Source organism: Rhizobium sullae (assembly GCF_900169785.1).
Lineage (GTDB): Bacteria > Pseudomonadota > Alphaproteobacteria > Rhizobiales > Rhizobiaceae > Rhizobium > Rhizobium sullae.
The window spans coordinates 1-486 of the sequence record NZ_FWER01000189.1 but is presented as its reverse complement, the minus strand read 5'-3'; the positions used below and the strand labels follow the sequence as shown (position 1 = coordinate 486).

Below are 486 nucleotides of genomic sequence, written 5' to 3'. Positions count from 1 at the left end.
TCCACCTCCGTCGTCTCAACTGCAGCAACCGGTCCTATGTTGTTCTCATCAGCCATCATTATTTCCCCTCTATTTCATCGCCTGTTCTCGGATGAACGAACTATAGAGTCAACACTACCGCCAGCCTCATCTTTGCGGGTGGTCGAATGTAATTGGGCGGCCTCGGGATGGCATGCAGGAGACAATCTGAACCGCCGTAAGATCGCTGAAGCACAATGCTTTCCATTCGGTCACTCGATCTCGTAAATCGCCGCGTTGTCCTGCACTTCGCGCAGCCCCTTGTATGACGAATGCCGCAGCTTGCCGTCGTGCGTCCATGCCCGATATTCGATCTCAGCAATCAGCGTCGGCTGCACCCAGACAATACCCTTTGATCGGTCCTTGTATTCGACGGGCGGCTTCTTCACCGTCAGGCGATCGAGCATAGAGCGCAGCTCCCATGCGACACTTTCCCTGAAGCCGGTCCCGACATTCCCGACATAGACG

General features: G+C 55.1%; 1 protein-coding gene. It reads right to left on the bottom strand.

The features are described from left to right. Window positions 1-230: 230 nt before the first annotated feature. On the bottom strand, window positions 231-486 hold a 256-nt coding region (locus BN1800_RS39700; RefSeq protein ID WP_483251932.1), incomplete at its 5' end, for an ATP dependent DNA ligase.